The organism is Burkholderia sp. L-4 (genome assembly GCF_056856535.1).
The window spans coordinates 1665772-1685008 of sequence record NZ_JBXEOX010000001.1; the positions used below are offsets into that span (position 1 = coordinate 1665772).

The window sequence follows — 19237 nt, forward strand, 5'->3', positions numbered from 1 at the left end:
AAAACACTGTTCCCCCGGGTCGTGGCAATCCGGCAAAACCCCGTCGCGCGGTGCTTTCGGGCACATTTCGCCGTGAACTCCGGTATCGGTTCTGTGATATGCTGCGCGCACGCAAGTTTTAGGTCCTTCCAAGCAAGACTTGATTCGCAATCCGCTAAACGGTCAGGCCGTGTCGCGGAAGGTTGAGTAACCCGCTATTTCTCGAGAAGCTCGAAGAAAGGTGAGCGTAAAATGTCAGATGTAATGAAGCAGTTTCAGCTGAACTCCTATCTGTTCGGCGGCAATGCTTCGTACGTTGAAGAACTGTACGATGCATATCTCAACAATCCGGCGTCGGTGCCGGAGAACTGGCGAGAGTATTTCGACGCGCTGCAGAACGTGCCTGCAACGGACGGCTCGAATGCCAATGACGTCGCTCACTTCCCGATCGTCGAATCGTTCGCCGAGCGCGCGAAGGCCAATGCCTTCATCCCGCGCGAAAGCAGCACCAACCTGGCTGCCGCACGCAAGCAGGTTCACGTCCAGTCCCTCATCAGCGCGTATCGCTTCCTTGGCTCGCAATGGGCCAATCTGGATCCCCTGAAGCGCCGCGAACGTCCCGCCATTCCCGAGCTCGAACCCGCGTTCTACGACTTCTCGGAAGGCGATCTCGACCAGACGTACAGCGCAAGCAACCTGTATTTCGGTTTCGACCAGGCTTCGCTGCGCGATATCGTCAAGGGCCTGCGTGACACGTACTGCGGCACGATCGGCGCCGAATACATGTACATCAGCGATCCGGAACAGAAACGCTGGTGGCAGGAGCGCCTGGAGTCGACCCGCGCGACGCCGAACTTCTCGATCGACGAGAAGAAGCACATCCTGAATCGCCTGACGGCCGCCGAAGGCCTCGAGCGTTACCTGCACACCAAGTACGTCGGCCAGAAGCGCTTCTCGCTCGAAGGCGGCGAAAGCTTCATCGCGGCGATGGACGAAGTCGTCCAGCACGCGGGCAAGCGCGGCGTGCAGGAAATCATCATCGGCATGGCCCACCGCGGCCGCCTGAACGTGCTGGTCAACACGCTGGGCAAGATGCCGGCCGACCTGTTCGCCGAATTCGAAGGCAAGCACGTCGACGACCTGCCGGCCGGTGACGTGAAGTACCACAAGGGCTTCTCGTCGGACGTGTCGACGGAAGGCGGCCCGGTCCACCTGTCGCTCGCGTTCAACCCGTCGCACCTCGAAATCGTGAACCCGGTGGTCGAAGGTTCCGCGAAGGCGCGGATGGACCGCCGCGGCGACGAAGACGGCCTGCAGGTGCTGCCGGTGCAGATCCACGGCGACGCGGCCTTCGCGGGCCAGGGCGTCGTGATGGAAACGCTGAACCTCGCGCAGACGCGCGGCTACGGCACGCACGGCACGCTGCACATCGTCATCAACAACCAGATCGGCTTCACGACGTCCGACCCGCGCGATGCGCGCTCGACGCTGTACTGTACCGACGTCGTCAAGATGATCGAGGCGCCGGTGCTGCACGTGAACGGCGACGATCCGGAAGCCGTGATCCTCGCGACGCAGATCGCGATCGACTACCGGATGCAGTTCCACAAGGATGTCGTGATCGACATCGTCTGCTTCCGCAAGCTGGGTCACAACGAGCAGGACACGCCGGCGGTCACGCAGCCGCTGATGTACAAGAAGATCGCGCAGCACCCGGGCACCCGTGCGCTGTACGCCGAGAAGCTCGTGCAGCAGGGCGTGATCACCGCGGAAGACGCCGACAACTACGTGAAGGCGTACCGTAAGGCGATGGACGACGGTCACCACACGGTCGACCCGGTCCTGTCGAACTACAAGAGCAAGTACGCGGTCGACTGGGTGCCGTTCCTGAACCGCAAGTGGACGGATGCTGCCGATACGGCCGTGCCGCTCGCCGAACTGAAGCGCCTCGGCGAACGCATCACGACGGTCCCGGAAAACTTCAAGGTCCACCCGCTCGTCGAGCGCGTGATCAACGACCGCCGCAACATGGCGCGTGGCGACCAGCCGCTCGACTGGGGCATGGGCGAACACCTCGCATTCGCGTCGCTCGTCGCATCGGGCTACTCGGTGCGCCTGACGGGCCAGGACTCGGGCCGCGGCACGTTCACGCACCGTCACGCGGTGCTGCACGACCAGAATCGCGAGCGCTGGAACGACGGTACGTACGTGCCGCTGCAGAACATCGCCGAAGGTCAGGCGAAGTTCACGGTGATCGACTCGGTGCTGTCGGAAGAAGCGGTGCTGGGCTTCGAATACGGTTACTCGACCGCCGAGCCGAACACGCTCGTGCTGTGGGAAGCGCAGTTCGGCGACTTCGTCAACGGCGCGCAGGTCGTGATCGACCAGTTCATCTCGTCGGGCGAAGTGAAGTGGGGCCGCGTGTCGGGCCTCACGATGCTGCTGCCGCACGGCTATGAAGGGCAAGGTCCGGAACACTCGTCGACGCGTATCGAGCGTTTCCTGCAGCTGTGTGCCGATCACAACATGCAGGTCGTTCAGCCGACGACGCCGGCGCAGATTTTCCACCTGCTGCGCCGCCAGATGATCCGCCTGTTCCGCAAGCCGCTGATCGTCGCAACGCCGAAGTCGCTGCTGCGTCACAAGGAAGCCGTGTCGGACCTGTCGGAACTGGCGAAGGGTTCGTTCCAGCCGGTGCTGGGCGAAACCGACGGCGGCATCGACGCGAAGAAGGTCAAGCGCGTGCTGGTGTGCTCGGGCCGCGTGTATTACGACCTCGTCGCACATCGCCGCGAAGCGAAGGCGAACGACGTCGCGATCATCCGTATCGAGCAGCTGTATCCGTTCGCGCACAAGCAGTTCGAAGCCGAAATGAAGAAGTACGAGAACGCGACTGAAGTGGTCTGGGTGCAGGACGAGCCGCAGAACCAGGGCCCCTGGTTCTACGTCGAGCACCATCTGAAGGAAGGCATGAAGGAAGGGCAGAAGCTGGCATACAGCGGCCGTCCGGCTTCGGCCTCGCCGGCGGTTGGCTACTACGCGAAGCACTACGAGCAGCAGAAGGCCCTGATCGAAGGTGCTTTCGGCCGCCTGAAGAGCGCATCGATCGCGAAATAACCGACGGAAGCGAAACGGGAAGGCGCGCGGCGCTTTCCCGTCTCTTCCGGCCTGCCGGGCGCGTGGCGCGCCGCATCGGCCGAAGGAATCGCACGAACCTCGTCATACCCCAGATTAAGCATCCAGGAAAATCACATGGCTATCGTAGAAGTCAAAGTCCCCCAGCTTTCGGAGTCGGTTTCGGAAGCGACCATGCTGCAGTGGAAGAAGAAGCCGGGCGAAGCAGTCGCACAGGACGAAATCCTGATCGAACTCGAGACCGACAAGGTCGTGCTCGAAGTGCCGGCACCGGCAGCGGGCGTGCTCGCGCAAGTGCTGCAGAACGACGGTGACACGGTGGTTGCCGATCAAGTGATCGCGACGATCGATACCGAAGCGAAGGCAGGTGCCGCCGAAGCAGCGGCGGGCGCCGCCGAAGTCAAGCCGGCCGCCGCGCCTGCTGCGGCTGCACCGGCAGCCCAGCCGGCCGCCGCGACGGCATCGAGCTCGGCCGCCGCATCGCCGGCTGCATCGAAGCTGCTGGCCGAGAAGGGCCTGTCGGCGGGCGACGTCGCAGGTTCGGGCCGCGACGGCCGCGTCACGAAGGGCGACGCGCTGGCCGCAGGCAGCGCACCGAAGGCCGCTCCGGCCGCCGCACCGGCCAAGGCCGCTGCCGCGAAGCCGTCGCTGCCGGAAGTGAAGGTGCCGGCGTCGGCAACGACCTGGCTGAACGACCGTCCGGAGCAACGCGTGCCGATGTCGCGCCTGCGTGCGCGTATCGCCGAGCGCCTGCTCGAATCGCAGCAGACCAACGCGATCCTGACGACGTTCAACGAAGTCAACATGGCTCCGGTCATGGAGCTGCGCAACAAGTACAAGGACAAGTTCGAGAAGGAACATGGCGTGAAGCTCGGCTTCATGTCGTTCTTCGTGAAGGCGGCTGTTCACGCGCTGAAGAAGTTCCCGCTCGTGAACGCGTCGATCGACGGTAACGACATCGTCTACCACGGCTACTTCGACATCGGTATCGCCGTCGGCTCGCCGCGTGGCCTCGTGGTGCCGATCCTGCGCAACGCGGACCAGATGAGCCTCGCCGACATCGAAAAGAAGATCGCCGAATTCGGCCAGAAGGCGAAGGACGGCAAGCTGTCGATCGAGGAAATGACGGGCGGTACGTTCTCGATCTCGAACGGCGGCGTGTTCGGCTCGATGCTGTCGACGCCGATCATCAACCCGCCGCAGTCGGCCATCCTCGGCGTGCACGCGACGAAGGAGCGTCCGGTCGTCGAGAACGGCCAGATCGTGATCCGTCCGATCAACTACCTGGCACTGTCGTACGACCACCGCATCATCGACGGTCGCGAAGCCGTGCTGTCGCTCGTCGCGATGAAGGATGCGCTGGAAGATCCGGCACGCCTGCTGCTCGACCTGTAAGCCGAGTCTCACTGCATCGACCCGCTCCGCGGGTTCGCGCACACGCGTGAACCCGCGGGCGTACAAGTAGAAAGGATTGTCATGTCCAAGGAATTTGACGTCGTCGTGATCGGCGCCGGCCCCGGCGGCTACATCGCCGCGATTCGCGCCGCGCAGCTCGGCAAGACCGTTGCCTGTATCGAGAAGTGGAAGAACCCGGCCGGCGCGCTGAAGCTCGGCGGCACCTGCCTGAACGTCGGCTGCATTCCGTCGAAGGCGCTGCTCGCCTCGTCGGAAGAGTTCGAGAACGCGTCGCATCACCTGGTCGACCACGGCATCACGGTCGACGGCGTGAAGATCGACGTCGCGAAGATGCTCGGCCGCAAGGATGCGATCGTCGAGAAAATGACGAGCGGGATCGAGTTCCTGTTCAAGAAGAACAAGATCACCTGGCTGAAGGGCCATGGCAAGTTCACCGGCAAGACCGACGCCGGCGTGCAGATCGAAGTGAGCGGCGAGGGTGAAACCGAAGTCGTCACCGCGAAGAACGTGATCATCGCGACGGGCTCGAAGGCGCGTCACCTGCCGGGCATCCCGGTCGACAACAAGATCGTGTCGGACAACGAAGGTGCGCTGACGTTCGACTCGGTGCCGAAGAAGCTCGCCGTGATCGGCGCAGGCGTGATCGGCCTCGAGCTCGGCTCGGTGTGGCGTCGCCTCGGTGCCGAAGTGACGGTGCTCGAAGCGCTGCCGGCATTCCTCGGCGCCGCCGACGAAGCGCTCGCGAAGGAAGCGGCCAAGCTGTTCAAGAAGCAAGGTCTCGACATCCATCTCGGCGTGAAGATCGGCGAAGTGAAGACGACCGCGAACGGCGTGTCGATCGCCTACACCGACAAGGACGGCAACGCGCAGACGCTCGACGCCGACCGCCTGATCGTGTCGGTCGGCCGTGTGCCGAACACCGACAACCTCGGCCTCGAGGCGATCGGCCTGAAGGCGAACGAGCGCGGCTTCATCGACGTGGACGACCACTGCCGTACGGCGGTGCCGAACGTGTACGCGATCGGCGACGTGGTGCGCGGCCCGATGCTCGCGCACAAGGCGGAAGACGAAGGCGTGCTGGTCGCGGAAGTGATCGACGGCCAGAAGCCGCACATCGACTACAACTGCATTCCGTGGGTGATCTACACGTACCCGGAAATCGCGTGGGTCGGCAAGACGGAGCAGCAGCTGAAGGCGGAAGGCCGCGAGATCAAGTCGGGCAAGTTCCCGTTCTCGATCAACGGCCGCGCACTCGGCATGAACGCGCCGGACGGTTTCGTGAAGATGATCGCGGATGCGAAGACCGACGAGCTGCTCGGCGTGCACGTGATCGGCGCGAACGCGTCGGACCTGATCGCGGAAGCGGTGGTGGCGATGGAATTCAAGGCGGCGTCGGAAGACATCGCCCGCATCTGCCATCCGCACCCGTCGATGTCGGAAGTGATGCGCGAAGCGGCGCTCGCCGTCGACAAGCGCTCGCTGAACAGCTGAGCACGGTGTAGCGCCTGCCGGCCATCGGCCGGCGCAGCCGTCTCTTGACGAAGGCGGGCGGGGTTTCCCGCTCGCCTTCGTTCTTTCCGGTTTGCCCGATGAACGTCACCGAATACTACACGCGCGAACTGACCACGCGCGGCTATCAGTCCGATCCCGCCCAGCGCGCGGCCGTCGATCGCCTGCAGCGTTGCTTCGACGAGTGGGTCGAATACAAGGCGCGCCGCTCGAACGCGTTCAAGAAGCTGATCAATCACCCGGATCTCCCGCGCGGCGTCTACATGTGGGGCGGGGTGGGCCGCGGCAAGAGCTTCCTGATGGACAGCTTCTACGCCGTCGTGCCCGTGCAGCGCAAGACGCGCCTGCATTTCCACGAGTTCATGCGCGAAGTGCACCGCGAGCTCGAGGAACTGAAAGGGCAGGCCGATCCGCTCGACGAACTCGCGCGGCGCATCGCGAAGCGCTACCGGCTGATCTGCTTCGACGAATTCCACGTGTCGGACATCGCGGACGCGATGATCCTGTACCGTCTGCTCGACCGCCTGTTCAACAACGGCGTGCAGTTCGTGATGACGTCCAACTACGATCCCGACGACCTGTATCCGGACGGCCTGCATCGCGACCGCATGCTGCCGGCGATCGCGCTGATCAAGGACAAGCTCGACGTGCTGAACGTCGACGCGGGCGTCGACTATCGCCAGCGCACGCTCGCGCAGGTGAAGATGTATCACACGCCGCTCGGCGCGGACGCCGATCGCGAACTGCGTCATGCGTTCGGCAAGCTCGCGGCGGTACCCGACGAAAGCCCGATCCTGCATATCGAGAAGCGCGAGCTGAAGGCGCTGCGCAAGGCGGACGGCGTCGTCTGGTTCGACTTCGCGACGCTGTGCGGCGGCCCGCGATCGCAGAACGACTATCTCGAGCTGGCGAGCCGCTTCCATGCGATCGTGTTGTCCGAGGTGCCGCAGATGTCGCCGCGGATGGCGTCGGAGGCGCGACGCTTCACGTGGCTCATCGACGTGCTGTACGACCACAAGGTCAAGCTGCTGATGTCGGCGGCGGTGCCGGCGGAGGCGTTGTACGTCGAAGGCCCGATGGCCAACGAATTCGCGCGCACGGTGTCGCGAATCGTCGAGATGCAGTCGAAGGAGTATCTCGAAACGCCGCGTCGTATCGTCGATACGTCGCTGACCTGATTGCGTCGTCCGGGTAATCGACGGGATTCAAACGTCAATTCCGGTCAAATTCGCGCAATCTCGGGGTATTTTCGGATTTGTCTTATATTCATCGTTGAGGTGAGCCGATATCGTTGTGTCATGGTTACCAAGGCTGGAGATGTCCATGACACCGTATCGCGATCTGACCGACCACGAGTGGCGCTGCGTTGCGCCGCTTCTGCCCGAAATGCAGCCGCGCACCGAGTTGCGCGGTCGTCCGTTAGCCAATACGCGCGCCGTCCTGAACGGCGTGCTTTGGGTGATCTACAGCGGCGCAACGTGGTCTGCCATACCGCGCCGTTACCCGTCGTATCAAACTTGCCATCGCCGCTTCAAGGTCTGGCACGAGACGGGCACGCTGTTGAACGTGATGCGTGAACTCTACGGCGATTCGGGCGTGAATCTGTGCAATGAATTGTCCGCACGGATGCGCAAGCACACGCAATCGAAGGCGGCGGAGGCGCGTAGCAATGCGGTACCCGCGTATCGCACACCGGGCGCCTACGCGCCCGACTCGCTGAAGCACGCGGCGTGATGCGGATCGGTTTCCGTCACGCCCGCACCCAAAGAAAATCGGCCTGACGACTTCGTCGCAGGCCGATTTTTCATTGCGCCGCGCGAGTCGGCAGCGTGCTGCGTTATTGCTGGCGAACCCACGTCTGCGACCGGCCGAGCAGCGATACGCCGATGTAACCGCGCACCACGAGTTTCTGGCCGCCGTCTTCAAGTGTCATCTTGCACTTGTAGACCTTGCCGTTTTCCGGGTCGAGGATGTTGCCGCCGTCCCAGTGGTCGCCTTCCTTCTTCATCGCCTTGATGATCGTCATGCCCTTGATGAGCTGATCCTTGCGCTCGTCCGTGCAGGCGGTGCAGCGGCGATCGGGCGTATCGTTCGCGCCGAGGCCCTTGACGACCTTGCCCGTCAGCGCACCGTCGCCGTCTTCGGCGATCTGCACGAGTGCCTTCGGCTGATGGGTGTTGTCGTCGATCGTCTGCCACATGCCGATGGGGCTGTCGGCCTGTGCGAACGTGGGGGCTGCGCAGGCGAGCAGTGCACCGGCAACGGCGATTGCACGCAACGGGCGGGTCAGTTGAATCATTGTCATCCTCCTTGTTTTGCATGTCGTGTTCATTCGCCCGCACGACCGTCTGCATGGGGCGGGCATGTTGCGAGCTTCGCCAGAATACGTGAAACCGCGTGCCACGTTTGATAGAGGGGACTCTAATCGAAACAGCCCGCATGAAGCGGGCTGTTTGGTGTCCGATCAGTTGAGCTGATACGAGAAGGCCGCGTTGATGCGCGGGCTGCGCGACGCGCTTTCGACGGGTGCGTCGCCGATCGGCTTCGCGATGTTCAGGTCGAGACTGTAGAAGCGGCTGTCCGTGAATCGCACGCCGATGCCGACCGACGACATGCGGTTTGGTGACGGCGTGCCCGAATGAAGGTATACGCGCGCCATGTCGTAGGCGACGTACGGCGTGATCGATTTCAGATACGTCCAGCCCGGCGTGAAGCCGCGATTGACCTCCAGCGACATCCCCCAGCCCGAGTCGCCCGACGTTTCGCCGGGCTGGTAGCCGAGCGCGTAGCGCGTCGAGCCGAACGAGATCTGTTCGGAGGTCGGTAGCGAGTCGGGACTGTATTGACCGGTCAGCGAAACCGACGTCCCGATTCGGAACGGCCATTCGTTGGTTTGCGTGAAAGTCGCCCCCGTGCGAACGAAGGTCAGCGAAATCGGGCTGTCCACCGAGGTCGTCGTCGTGCCGACGGTGATGTCCTGCGACTTCGACGCGCCGAGAATGTTGAAACCCTTCGCGACGTTGACGCTCAGCTTCTGGACCTGCTTCGGCTGGACGCTCGTGTAGTCGAGCTGCATCTGCAGCACGCGGACCTGCGAGCGCGTATCGAGGCTCGCACCGTTGATCTGGTTCTGGTAGCGATCCTCGTTGTGCGATGCGTAGCCCGACACGGTGCCGAGCAGGCTGCGCTGATTATTCAACAAGATCGGATAGGATGCCGAAAGACCAAGCTTCTCGTTCTTGACCGTACGCTGCACGTACGACGGCAACCCCGGATTGTCGGTCGGCTTGCCGCGATACGTACTTGCATCGAGGCGCGTGATCAGGCCGCTGCTGCCGACGGGCACCGCGCCGCTGAACGCGAAGTAGGTCTGCTTGTCGCGTCCCGGCGGCGCGAGCGCCGAGATGCTCAGCTGCTCGCCGAATCGCGTGAGGCCGTTTTCGGTCGCGGTGATGAGGCCCTGGACGCCCGGGTGGTTGAAGTCGATGCCGGTGCTGACGTTGAACGGCTTGCGGTCGACCGCGAGTTCGAGCGTCGTGGCGCCGTCGGTGGTTTGCGGCGGCGGGACGTTCGCCTTCACCGTGAGGCCGGGCAGCAGGCCGAACGTGTTGACGTAGCGCTCGAACGTCGCGCGGCGCAGCGGGCGATCGTCGGTGATGTGCGCGGCGATCGCGCGGATCTTCGGTTCCATCGCACCGGGCTTGCCGGTGACCTTGACGTCCGACACGTAGCCTTCGACCACCGTGATGCGCACGACGCCGTTCTCGAACGTCTGCGCGGGAACGAACGCGAACGACAGCGCGTAGCCGCGCTCCTGGTACAGCTTCGTCACGCCGTTCGCGGTTTCGATCAGGTCGCCGATCGTGATGTCCTTGCCGACGAGGGGCGTGAAGCGACGTGAGATTTCCTCGAACGGCACCGACTTCACGCCTTCGACCTGAAACGTCGACGGCGTCAGGTGGCGTGACAGCAGCTCCTGCAGTTGCGGCGCTTGCGGCGCGACCTGCACGGTAACGTTCGGGCCGGTCTTCGGTGCGTTGATCTGCGGAAGGGAGTCGAGCGGGTTACCGCCGACGCGCGATTGTGCATGTGCCGTGCTTGCCGCCGCGACGGCGAGCAGCATCATCCATCTGTCGAGTCTGGATTTCATTGTTCTTCCTCGTAGGCCTTGCTTTTCGTCTTCTTTGTAATGCCGGCGCGCGACACCAGGGTGTCGCGCGCCGCGTGCCGCCATGCCGGTTGTGTATGTACGGCCGCGCCATTCGCTCCGGCTGCGATGGTGCGACCGTCGTCCTTACTTGCCAACGCTACCCAGCGTGCCCAGCAACCCCGTTACCGGTGCCAGCAGGCCCGTCGAACCGCTGCCCGACGATGCCGTACCCGTGACACTGCCGACCAGCGACGTGACCGGCCCGAGCGGGCTCGCACCACCCGATCCTGCTGCACCGCTCACTGCTCCGGTGACAGTATTCAGCAAACCGGTGACGGGCGCGAGAGGGTTTGCACTGCCTGCGCCGCCCGTTGCGCCACCGAGCGTGCCCGTGACCGTCGACACGAGATTCGTGACGGGGGCGAGCGGGCCGCCGCTGCCGCCTGTCGCGCCGCCCAGTGCGCCGGTGACCGTCGACACGAGGCCCGTGACAGGCGCGAGCGGGCCGCTGCCCGAGCCGCCGGTTGCGCCGCCGAGTGCGCCCGTGAGCGAGCCCAGCGGCGTCGAGCCGAGACCGGACAGCAGGCCGCCGAGCGGGTTCGTCGAGCCGGAACCCGACGACGTGCCGTTCTGGACGGTCGCCGTCGAGCCGCCGACGAGGCTCGTGATCAGGCCGGGGATCGGTGCGGCGCCGTTCGGGCCGTTCGGGTTGACGAGGCCGCCCGTGTTGGTCACCGTGTTGCCGACCGCGGTCACGAGCTGACCGACATCGCCGACGAGCGGCTGGCTCGACGTGCCGCCGACTTGCTTGCCCGCCGAGCTGATCGCGCCGCCGATCTGGCCGAGCAGGCCGGAGACGGGTTGGCCGAGGCCGGTCGTCGTGCCGACCTGTTGCGTGACCTGGCCGGCCGTGATCACGAGCGGCGTGATCGCCGAGCTGATCGGTTGCGTGACCTGCTGGACGGCGCCTGACGACAGCGTCGAGCCGATCGTCGTGCCGGCGGCCGTCAGGCCGTTGGCGACCGTGTCGAGCACGGTGCCGACCGGCGTCGTGACGGGGGCGAGCGGCGCGAGCGGACCCGTGCCGAGCGCCTTGACCGTCGAGCTCAGGCCGGACACCGTGTTGCTCGTCGCGCCGACGACATTGCCGAGGCCGGCAACCGTCGTGCCGACCGGATCCTTCGTCGAGCCGATCTGTCCCAGCCCGTTGCTCACGGCATCGGCGGCCGCACCGATGATCGTGCCGGTGCTGGACAGCGTGCTGCCGACACCCTTCGTCACGCCGTCGCCGAGGCCCGGCAGGCTGATGTTGCCGACCGTGCTGCCGAGGTCGCTGGCCGTCTGGCCGACCGTGCTGACGACACCCTTGGTGCCGGTGGACGAGCCACTGGTGCCGCTGGTGCCGGACGTGCCGCTCGTGCTCGGATTGTTGTTGTTATTGCTGCTGCTCGGCGGCGAGCTGACGCCGCCGCCGCCGCACGCGGCCAGCAGGCAGGCCGCGGCGAAGGCGGTGAGGGGCGCACGCCACTGGCGCAGGGCGGCCGTCGTGATGGAACGTTGCTGGGACATGATGGACTCCTCGCTGTCTTTTCGATGAATGGATGTCGGATTACTTGCCGTGCGTGCCGCCGAGCAGGCCGCCGATCAGCGACGTGACAGGCGCGAGCGGGTTCGACGACGAGCCCGAGTTCGTGACCGCACCCGTGCCGCCGCTCAGTGCCGGTACGCCGACCGAGCTGGTGACCGTCGAGACGGCATTCGTCACCGGGGCGAGCGGGCTGCTGCCGCCTGCGCTGCCCGCCACGCCGCCAAGCGCACCCGTGACTGCACCGAGGAGACCCGTGACCGGGGCGAGCGGACCGCCGCTCGTTCCGCCCGTTGCACCGCCGAGCGCACCCGTGACCGTCGAGACGAGACCGGTAACCGGTGCGAGCGGGCCGCTGCCGCCGCCTGCTACGCCACCGAGTGCGCCGGTGACCGTCGAGACGAGACCGGTAACCGGTGCGAGCGGGCCGCTGCCGCCGCCTGCTGCGCCACCGAGTGCGCCGGTGACCGTCGAGACGAGACCGGTAACCGGTGCGAGCGGGCCGCTGCCGCCGCCTGCTGCGCCGCCGAGTGCGCCGGTGACCGTCGAGACGAGGCCGGTAACCGGTGCGAGCGGGCCGCTGCCGCCACCCGTTGCACCGCCGAGTGCGCCGGTGACCGTGGAGACGAGGCCGGTGACCGGTGCGAGCGGGCCGCTGCCGCCACCCGTTGCGCCGCCGAGTGCGCCGGTAACCGTGGAGACGAGGCCCGTGAGCGGGGCGAGCGGGTTGGTCACGCCGCCGGTGCCGCCCGTGAGCAGGCCGCCGACGGCCTTCACGGTATTGCCCGTCGCCGAGACGGTGTTGCCGAGGCCTGTCGTGACCGGATTGCCGCCCGTCGACGCGAGCAGTGCGCCGGCCTGGTTCAGCCCGTTGCCGATCGTGCCGAGCAGCGTGTTGACCGGTGCGCCGAGGCCGGTGGCCGTGCCGATCGTCTGGGTCGTCTGGCCGACCATCGTCGTGATCGGCGTGATGGCCGAGCTGACCGTCTGCGTGACTTGCTGGATCGGGCCGGTCGACAGCGCATTGGTGAGGGTCGTGCCGCCGTTCGATACGGCGCCGCCGAGCGTCGACACGAGGCCGCCGACGGCACCCGTGACCGGTGCGAGTGGCGACAGCGGGCCGCTGCCGAGGCTCGTGACCAGTTTGCCGGTGTCCGTGACTGCGCCGCCCAGCTGGTTGACGACGCCTCCCGTGCTGGCGAGCGTGGTGCCGAGCGGATCCTTCGTTGCGCCGAGCTGGCCGAGACCGTTGCCGAGGCCGTTGCCGAGTGCGGTCACCGCGCCGCCGACGCTTTGCACGATGCCGCCTGCGGCTTGCGTGGTGGCCGGGTTGACGCCCGGCAGCGACTGGCTGCCGATGACCGAGCCGAGACCGGAGACGGTGCCGCCGACACCCGTGACGATATTGCTGCTGCTTGCGAGGACCTGTCCCACCGCGTTCGACGACACACCCGACGTGCCCGAGGTTCCGCTGGTACCGGAGGTGCCGCTCGTGCCCGAGGTGCCGCTGGTGCCGGAGGTACCGCTCGTGCCCGAGGTGCCGCTGGTGCCGGAGCTACCGCTCGTGCCCGAGGTGCCGCTCGTGCCGGAGCTGCCGCCACCCGACGTCGAGATCGTGTCACCGCCGCCCGAGCTCGAGCCGCCGCCGAGCCCCTGGCTGATCGAACCGGAACCGCCGCACGCGGAGAGGGAAAGCATGGCTGCAACGGTGGCCGCGATCAGAGTCGTCCGGAACACGCCATGAGGGATAACCTTGATGTCCATTTCTTCCTCGCATTAAAAATGTGTTGTGAACTGCGTTGTGTTGAGTGGTGCGAGGACTACTCTGCAACTGTCGTGCCATTTCGATGCCCGGCAGGTCGACAACCGGTTTTAAACGACGCAATTCCTTGTCGGGAAAGGAAGTCGAGGAGATTGAAAGATTGTTGAATCTGTTTAAGTGCAGATGAATGAGAACGGTTTCGGCCGTTTCGTAACGTAACGTCACAACATTGGCGTTACGCGTGCGGCGTAACGTGGGTGGCGAGCGGGCTTGATGGACGAGGCAATTGTTTTACTGGTGGATTAGGCGTGCACATCTAACCTATCGTAAATCCTATGTGTAAGTCGTACCGAAACGCCGTACAAATACGCTGTGCTCCTGAAGATTTTTTCCGACAGAGTCGTTAAAAGAGGTTGGAACTTAAATAGGATCGGATATAGAATCCGGAGCAGATGTAAGCAAATGTACGGTTCGGTACACAACGTTCGAGGAGGGTCACTATCGCGAATGTTAACTTGCATCAAATTGTGAGCAATGCCCTTCGGGGCGACCTATAAAGAAAGCGCACCCGGTTGTCGTTGCAGCAGATGTGGCGAACGAGCGGGGCAAGGGCCGGATATGCGGGGATGTATACGTATAAAAGGCCAGAAAACGTAAATACAGGCACGAGGAATAAAATGAAAGCAATGATGATTCGCTTCCTTCGGGAAGAAGACGGGGTTACCGCGATCGAGTACGGTCTGATTGCGGGTCTTATCGCTGTCGCGATCGTTGCCGGAGTGACGTCGATCGGCGGCAGTCTCGGTAACATGTTCACCAATCTCGGCACTTGCGTGAGTACTCGAACGGCTGCCGCCTGTTCGGCCGCTACCATCTGGGGCTGACCTTCCGTAAATAATTAGAACGACTTCTTCACGTCGTGAAAGTCGTTTTGGTTCGGTAGCGAGTTGATTGCCTCGGCAATCTGCTCGCGCCGACATTTGCGGCGGGCAGTTGCGCGATGGCACATCCTATTTTCGGCGGGGCATTCCTGGTCTGGGCGACGCTTGTTGCGGCCAGCGATATCCGATTTCGACGTATTCCGAATTCGCTCGTCCTGGCGGGGTTGGTCGTCGGGTTCGCCAGTGCATTTTTCAACGCGAATCCATTCGGAGTCTCGCCATTTCAGGCACTGCTCGGCATGCTGGTCGGGCTGGTCGGCCTTTTTCCCTTTTTCATGCTGCGCCTGATGGGCGCGGCAGACGTCAAAACATTCGGCGTGCTCGGTGCGTGGTGCGGCATGCATGCGCTGCTCTGGCTTTGGGTTGCCGCGAGCCTGGCTGCCGGCGTGCATGCCGTTGTCCTGATCCTGTTGTCTCGCTCGTCGCTTGGCGGCGCATTGTGGCGCCGCGGCGAACCTACGCTGATGCTCGGTCGATATCGGGCAACGCCCTACGCGGCCTGTCTCGCGATACCGGCTGCGGCGTGGCTCGTCTATCTGCTTGTAACGGGGGGCGTGCAATGAAGCGATTGAGGGAGCTCCGGGGGGCGCGGCGGCAGCGCGGGGCGACAGCGGTCGAGTTCGCGATCGTCTTTCCGCTGTTCTTCATGATTTTCTACGCGATCCTCAGTTTCGGGATGATTTTCGTCTTTCAGCAAAGCCTGACGCTGGCAGCCAGCGAGGGTGCGCGAGCGGGCCTGAATTACGCGCCGACCCTGGCGGCACGTGTGACGAACGCAACGACGACTGCACAGAATGTCGCGGGCTGGATGAATATCAACCCGCCGCAAGTGAGTGCGCCGCAGTGCAGCTACGACACGACGAATCCGCCGACGCTGTATTGCCTGACGGTGACGGTGAGTTACTCGCCGGAAGCGTGGGTCACGACCATGCCGTTTCTCGGAGCCATCATTACCCAGCCGCTGACGAGCACGGCGGTCGTGCAGATCCCGCAGGCCATCCTGTGAGCGGGGTTGCGTGACGCGACGGATTCGCGAGCACATGAATCGGGCAACAGGAAAAACTTACTCGGACTTTTATTCCGGCATCCATACAAACACATGGCCAACAACCTAACCAAGATCATCGCCGGGCTGCTGATCGCGATAGCCGTCCTGCTCGGAATCTATGCATGGATGCTTGGGCGCAGTTCGCCGGCGCCCGTGCCTGGGCAGCAGATTGCGGCGGCAACCCAGGTACCGGTCGTGATCGCGATGCGCACATTGCCGGCGGGCCAGCCGATTACCGCCGATGCGTTGAAGGTTCAGCCGACGGCGTCGATGCCGGCAGGCGCGTTCGGGAGTGCGGCCGAACTCGTTGGCCGGGTGCCGACGCGCGACATCCCTGCTTCGTCGCCGGTGGTCTCCGGCGCATTGGTGTCGGGTCTGGCCGAGGACGTGCAGCCGGGGGAGCGCGCGATCTCGATTCACGTCGACGAGACCAACGCAGTGGGCAACCGGCTGCGTCCCGGCAATTTCGTCGACGTGTTCCTGAATCTCAAGCGCGAGGGTAATTCGTCGATGTTCGACGGGGAAATCGCGCAGACGCAAGCCCGGCTGCTGTTGTCGAAGGTGCGTGTGCTGGCGTTCGGCGATGCAACTCCTGAACGCGATAGTGGCAGCAACACGAACGGCAACAACGGCCAGCCGTCGAATGTGCGCATCGCGGTGCTGGCGGTGCCGACTGCGCAGGTTGACGCGCTGACGCTCGGCGAGGCCAGCGGCCGGCTGACTCTTGCATTGCGTAACCCGCGGGACGACGAACTTGCGATGCAGACGGTTGCGGTGCGCACGGACAACAAACTGTCGCCGTCGGCAATCGCGGCAGCCGGCGTGTCGCTACAGCAGTTGTCCGGCACGCAGCGCAACGCGGTGGTCAACGTACCCGTACCGCCGTTGCCATCACACCTGCCGCCGGCGGTGCGGCCGAGCGGGGGCGGCGGTATCGAGGTGATTCGCGGCGGCCGGTCGGAAACGGTGACCTACTGACAGAATTCGGCGGTCATCGGTATCAGCGACGACATGTAAAAAGGGTCGAGAGACGGTTCAACAAACAATGAAAAACACACTGATTGCATTCGCGATTGCTATCTGGACCATGACATTCGCATCGTTCGCCAGCGCGAGCGGTACGATCGAACTCGCCGTGGGCGCGCAACGGCAGATTTCGGCGGGCCGTGCACTGCAGCGCGTCGCGGTTGGCGATCCGGCCGTCGCCGACGTGCTGATCATGAAAGGCAGCCGCTCCGGATCGGTGCTGTTGACCGCGAAGGCGCCGGGTGCGACGAACGTGATGCTGTGGGAGCGCGGCCGCGACGAGCCGATGATCTGGAATGTCGAAGTCGTCGACGCAGCCGCCCACGCGGTGCTCGATGGATCGACGCCGCGCGTGAATGCTTATGGCGGCACGGCGGTGCTGCAGGGAACGTCCGCATCGCTGGATGCGCACGACCGCGCGGTCGCGGTCGGCAAGACCATGGGCGCGAAGGGCGTCGTGATCGATCGCTCGACGATCGCCGGGAAGAATGTCGTGCAGGTCGATGTGCGCGTCGTTGAATTCAGCCGCTCGGTGCTCAAGCAGGTCGGTTTCAATTTCTTCAAGCAAAGCAACGGGTTCTCGTTCGGCTCGTTCTCGCCGGGTGGCGTGCAGTCTTACGGCGGCGGATCGGGCCCCGGCACCGCCGCGTATATTCCGACGCTCGGCGCGCCGGTCGCGTCGGCCTTTAATCTGGTCGTGAACGCGGCCGGACGCGGCATTTTCGCTGACCTCTCGCTGCTGGAAGCAAGCAATCTGGCGCGCGTGCTCGCGGAGCCGACGCTCGTCGCGTTGTCTGGGCAGAGCGCCAGTTTTCTCGCAGGTGGCGAGATTCCGGTGCCTTCGCCGCAAGGCCTCGGCTCGACTGCGATTCAGTGGAAGCAGTATGGCGTCGGACTCTCGTTGACGCCGACAGTGCTGAGCCCGCAGCGGATCGCGTTGAAGGTCGCGCCCGAGTCGAGCCAGCTCGACTACGTGAACAGCGTGACGATCAGCGGCGTTGCGGTGCCCGGGATCACGACGCGTCGTGCCGACACGACGGTTGAACTCGGTGACGGTGAGAGCTTCGTGATCGGCGGCCTGATTGATCGCCAGACGTTGTCGAATGTGAGCAAGGTGCCGCTGCTCGGCGACTTGCCGATTATCGGTACATTCTTCAAGAATTTGAACTATCAGCAGAACGACAAGGAATTGTTGTTCATCGTGACACCGCATCTCGTTGCGCCAATCGCGAAGGGCGCGGTGTTGCCTGCGACGCCGGGTGAGCTGTCCGAGCAGCGCAACGGGCCGGTCTGGCAGTCGTATCTGGGTGGTGCAGCTTCGCCGGACGCTGCACCGGGTTTTTCGAAATGAGTGCGAAGCATCGCGCGTTGCGATGCTTCGGCACGCAATGCGTAATCGGGGGTGTTCAACATGAACGCGCGAATCCAATCATTGTGTGAACCCGCCGTGACCGACTATTTTGTTTGCGCATCGCAACAGGAGGCGCATGTCCGCTGGCTGGCCGATACGCTCGTGTCGGCCGGCGCGGTTGAGGCCGCATCGCTCGAGCCGGGCGTGCTGGCACAGCGCATCACGGGGCTCAATCCGGCGCTCGTCTTCATCGATTTCTCGGACGGCAGTCCGGCCGCGAGCGTCGCGGCTGCAGCAGTGCGTGCGACGCATCCCGGGCTGCCGATCGTCGCGCTCGGTTCGCTGGCGCATCCGGAGAGCACGCTTGCGGCATTGCGTGCCGGCGTGCGTGATTTCATCGACGTGTCGGCTCCGGCGGAGGAGGCATTACGCACGACGCGCGGGCTGCTGGCGAACGTCGACGAGCCAGCGAGCCGCCATGGCAAGCTCGTCGCATTGCTCGGCGCCCGCGCGGGCATGGGCGTGAGCACGCTTGCAGCGAATCTCGCCGTCTGGCTGCAGAAACGCGCGGCGAGCGCGGAGGCGGGCGGCATGCCGAATGGCGGCACGCCTGCCGGTCGACAGACCGCGCTCGTCGATCTGGGGCTGCCGGCAGGCGATGGCGCGCTGTTCCTGAACACCCGTTGCGAATTCCATTTCATCGATGCGGTTCACAATCTGCGCCGCATCGATCGGACCTTCGTGAATACCGCGTTGACGCGGCATGAGAGCGGGGTCGCATTGACGACGCTGCCGGCCGATCTTGGTGGATTGCGCGACGTGTCGTACGCATCGTGCGCCGGCTTGCTGAACCGGTTTCGTGCATTTTTCGATCAGCAGATCGTCGACCTTGGCGGTTTTTCGAACCGCGAGTTCGTCGCGCAAATCGCGAGCTCGGCCGACGAAGCGTGGCTTGTCTGCGATCAGGGCGTTGCGTCGATCGTGTCGGCGGCGGACCTGCTCACCGGGTTGCGCGACGCAGGTGTCGAGACCGACCGCGTGCGGCTCGTCGTCAACCAGTACGATCCTGCGCTCGACCTGACGCCCGCGCAGATCGCAGAGCGTCTCGGCGTGTCGTTGGTCGGCACCTTGCCGTCGCGCCGCGTCGCGATCGGCCATGCCGCGAACCAGGGCCGGCTCATCGTCGACATGGCGGAGCGCGACCCGTACGTGCGTGCGCTCGAGTCGCTTGCCGCGCGGCTACCGGGCGTGTCGATCAGATCGACCACAGCGCGTTCGGCATCCGGCCTGTTCGCGCTGAAGCGCTTCATTCAACCCTCGTCCAAGCGGTCGTAA

At 64.5% G+C, this 19237-nt stretch carries 15 protein-coding genes; 11 read left to right on the forward strand and 4 right to left on the reverse strand.

The genetic code is table 11. The annotated features are described in order from the left end of the window. Window positions 1–231: 231 nt before the first annotated feature. The 5 genes from AC1VVG_RS07780 to AC1VVG_RS07800 all read left to right on the forward strand — a co-directional run bounded on the left by AC1VVG_RS07780 (window position 232) and on the right by AC1VVG_RS07800 (window position 7773). On the forward strand, window positions 232–3096 hold the full coding sequence (locus AC1VVG_RS07780; protein WP_034190136.1) for a 2-oxoglutarate dehydrogenase E1 component: 2865 nt from the start codon (window positions 232–234) through the stop codon (window positions 3094–3096). A 135-nt stretch (window positions 3097–3231) separates the two neighbouring features. Next, window positions 3232–4509, forward strand: coding sequence for a 2-oxoglutarate dehydrogenase complex dihydrolipoyllysine-residue succinyltransferase (gene odhB, locus AC1VVG_RS07785; RefSeq protein ID WP_034190135.1), 1278 nt, complete (start codon window positions 3232–3234; stop codon window positions 4507–4509). Window positions 4510–4590: 81 nt separating this feature from the next. Next, on the forward strand, window positions 4591–6021 hold the full coding sequence (gene lpdA / locus AC1VVG_RS07790) for a dihydrolipoyl dehydrogenase (RefSeq protein ID WP_124608014.1): 1431 nt from the start codon (window positions 4591–4593) through the stop codon (window positions 6019–6021). Window positions 6022–6119: 98 nt separating this feature from the next. Continuing rightward, window positions 6120–7217 carry a cell division protein ZapE gene (zapE, locus tag AC1VVG_RS07795; protein WP_034190133.1) on the forward strand — a complete coding sequence of 366 codons (1098 nt, stop codon included), beginning with the start codon at window positions 6120–6122 and terminating at the stop codon, window positions 7215–7217. Between the two features lie 145 nt (window positions 7218–7362). Next, window positions 7363–7773, forward strand: a complete 411-nt coding sequence (locus tag AC1VVG_RS07800) for a transposase (protein ID WP_034190132.1) — start codon at window positions 7363–7365, stop codon at window positions 7771–7773. 103 nt (window positions 7774–7876) lie between these two features. Here the strand turns inward: AC1VVG_RS07800 and AC1VVG_RS07805 are convergent, their stop codons facing one another. The 4 genes from AC1VVG_RS07805 to AC1VVG_RS07820 form a co-directional block, all read right to left on the reverse strand. Beyond that, window positions 7877–8338, reverse strand: coding sequence for a DUF2147 domain-containing protein (locus AC1VVG_RS07805; protein WP_034190131.1), 462 nt, complete (start codon window positions 8336–8338; stop codon window positions 7877–7879). Between the two features lie 165 nt (window positions 8339–8503). Further along, window positions 8504–10189 (reverse strand): ShlB/FhaC/HecB family hemolysin secretion/activation protein, encoded by a 1686-nt coding sequence (locus tag AC1VVG_RS07810; RefSeq protein ID WP_034190130.1) that lies wholly within the window; start codon window positions 10187–10189, stop codon window positions 8504–8506. 144 nt (window positions 10190–10333) lie between these two features. Continuing rightward, window positions 10334–11758 carry a collagen-like triple helix repeat-containing protein gene (locus AC1VVG_RS07815; RefSeq protein ID WP_482835457.1) on the reverse strand — a complete coding sequence of 475 codons (1425 nt, stop codon included), beginning with the start codon at window positions 11756–11758 and terminating at the stop codon, window positions 10334–10336. A 40-nt stretch (window positions 11759–11798) separates the two neighbouring features. Continuing rightward, window positions 11799–13538, reverse strand: a complete 1740-nt coding sequence (locus AC1VVG_RS07820; RefSeq protein ID WP_482835458.1) for a collagen-like triple helix repeat-containing protein — start codon at window positions 13536–13538, stop codon at window positions 11799–11801. Between the two features lie 675 nt (window positions 13539–14213). Between AC1VVG_RS07820 and AC1VVG_RS07825 the strand changes: the two genes are divergently transcribed. From AC1VVG_RS07825 to AC1VVG_RS07850, 6 genes are all read left to right on the forward strand, one after another. Further along, window positions 14214–14420 carry a Flp family type IVb pilin gene (locus AC1VVG_RS07825; RefSeq protein ID WP_034190127.1) on the forward strand — a complete coding sequence of 69 codons (207 nt, stop codon included), beginning with the start codon at window positions 14214–14216 and terminating at the stop codon, window positions 14418–14420. 116 nt (window positions 14421–14536) lie between these two features. Beyond that, window positions 14537–15040, forward strand: a complete 504-nt coding sequence (locus AC1VVG_RS07830; RefSeq protein WP_069705242.1) for an A24 family peptidase — start codon at window positions 14537–14539, stop codon at window positions 15038–15040. Further along, on the forward strand, window positions 15037–15483 hold the full coding sequence (locus tag AC1VVG_RS07835) for a TadE/TadG family type IV pilus assembly protein (protein WP_034190125.1): 447 nt from the start codon (window positions 15037–15039) through the stop codon (window positions 15481–15483). The genes AC1VVG_RS07830 and AC1VVG_RS07835 overlap by 4 nt, the downstream gene beginning before the upstream one ends. Window positions 15484–15576: 93 nt before the next feature. After that, window positions 15577–16503 (forward strand): Flp pilus assembly protein CpaB, encoded by a 927-nt coding sequence (gene cpaB / locus AC1VVG_RS07840; protein WP_034190124.1) that lies wholly within the window; start codon window positions 15577–15579, stop codon window positions 16501–16503. 67 nt (window positions 16504–16570) lie between these two features. Continuing rightward, a complete protein-coding gene (locus AC1VVG_RS07845; protein ID WP_034190123.1) occupies window positions 16571–17902 on the forward strand; it encodes a type II and III secretion system protein family protein in 1332 nt (443 codons plus the stop codon). Window positions 17903–17962: 60 nt separating this feature from the next. Further along, window positions 17963–19237, forward strand: a complete 1275-nt coding sequence (locus AC1VVG_RS07850) for a fimbrial protein (RefSeq protein WP_034190122.1) — start codon at window positions 17963–17965, stop codon at window positions 19235–19237.

Excerpts from the sequence above, each read along its gene's own strand:
- AC1VVG_RS07780 (WP_034190136.1), top strand. The coding sequence starts at position 232 with ATGTCAGATGTAATGAAGCAGTTTCAGCTGAACTCCTATCTGTTCGGC.
- odhB (WP_034190135.1), top strand. The coding sequence starts at position 3,232 with ATGGCTATCGTAGAAGTCAAAGTCCCCCAGCTTTCGGAGTCGGTTTCG.
- lpdA (WP_124608014.1), top strand. The coding sequence starts at position 4,591 with ATGTCCAAGGAATTTGACGTCGTCGTGATCGGCGCCGGCCCCGGCGGC.
- zapE (WP_034190133.1), top strand. The coding sequence starts at position 6,120 with ATGAACGTCACCGAATACTACACGCGCGAACTGACCACGCGCGGCTAT.
- AC1VVG_RS07800 (WP_034190132.1), top strand. The coding sequence starts at position 7,363 with ATGACACCGTATCGCGATCTGACCGACCACGAGTGGCGCTGCGTTGCG.
- AC1VVG_RS07805 (WP_034190131.1), bottom strand. The coding sequence starts at position 8,338 with ATGATTCAACTGACCCGCCCGTTGCGTGCAATCGCCGTTGCCGGTGCA.
- AC1VVG_RS07810 (WP_034190130.1), bottom strand. The coding sequence starts at position 10,189 with ATGAAATCCAGACTCGACAGATGGATGATGCTGCTCGCCGTCGCGGCG.
- AC1VVG_RS07815 (WP_482835457.1), bottom strand. The coding sequence starts at position 11,758 with ATGTCCCAGCAACGTTCCATCACGACGGCCGCCCTGCGCCAGTGGCGT.
- AC1VVG_RS07820 (WP_482835458.1), bottom strand. The coding sequence starts at position 13,538 with ATGGACATCAAGGTTATCCCTCATGGCGTGTTCCGGACGACTCTGATC.
- AC1VVG_RS07825 (WP_034190127.1), top strand. The coding sequence starts at position 14,214 with ATGAAAGCAATGATGATTCGCTTCCTTCGGGAAGAAGACGGGGTTACC.
- AC1VVG_RS07830 (WP_069705242.1), top strand. The coding sequence starts at position 14,537 with ATGGCACATCCTATTTTCGGCGGGGCATTCCTGGTCTGGGCGACGCTT.
- AC1VVG_RS07835 (WP_034190125.1), top strand. The coding sequence starts at position 15,037 with ATGAAGCGATTGAGGGAGCTCCGGGGGGCGCGGCGGCAGCGCGGGGCG.
- cpaB (WP_034190124.1), top strand. The coding sequence starts at position 15,577 with ATGGCCAACAACCTAACCAAGATCATCGCCGGGCTGCTGATCGCGATA.
- AC1VVG_RS07845 (WP_034190123.1), top strand. The coding sequence starts at position 16,571 with ATGAAAAACACACTGATTGCATTCGCGATTGCTATCTGGACCATGACA.
- AC1VVG_RS07850 (WP_034190122.1), top strand. The coding sequence starts at position 17,963 with ATGAACGCGCGAATCCAATCATTGTGTGAACCCGCCGTGACCGACTAT.